We start from the raw sequence: 216 nt of genomic DNA, 5'->3' as shown, positions 1-216 counted from the left end.
TGAGTAGTAGTTGCTCCACCCTCTGATGACCGGGTTGAGGTGTTTTATTAACGCCACTTGCGGTACTGCTCTGTGGGTGTCTACTATCTCTTTTAGTTTCTTGTAGTGGGTTTTGATGGCCTTCTTGCTGGGTTTGATGATAGTTTTGAAACCTAACGGATTGCCATGCGTGTCCTTTCCCGTCTTATATTTTCCGACTTGATATTGTCGGATGTT

Annotated in this window: 1 protein-coding gene; it reads right to left on the bottom strand. The window is 44.4% G+C overall.

The genetic code is table 11. The features are described 5' to 3' along the window. Positions 1-216, bottom strand: a 216-nt coding sequence (locus LKK83_RS16590; RefSeq protein ID WP_324632342.1) for a group II intron maturase-specific domain-containing protein, incomplete at both ends; no start/stop codon positions are given.

Source organism: Phormidium sp. CCY1219 (genome assembly GCF_035615515.1).
GTDB lineage: Bacteria > Cyanobacteriota > Cyanobacteriia > Cyanobacteriales > Laspinemataceae > CCY1219.
The sequence above is the reverse complement of the archived record's forward strand: the minus strand, read 5'-3'. Positions and strand labels throughout refer to the sequence as shown.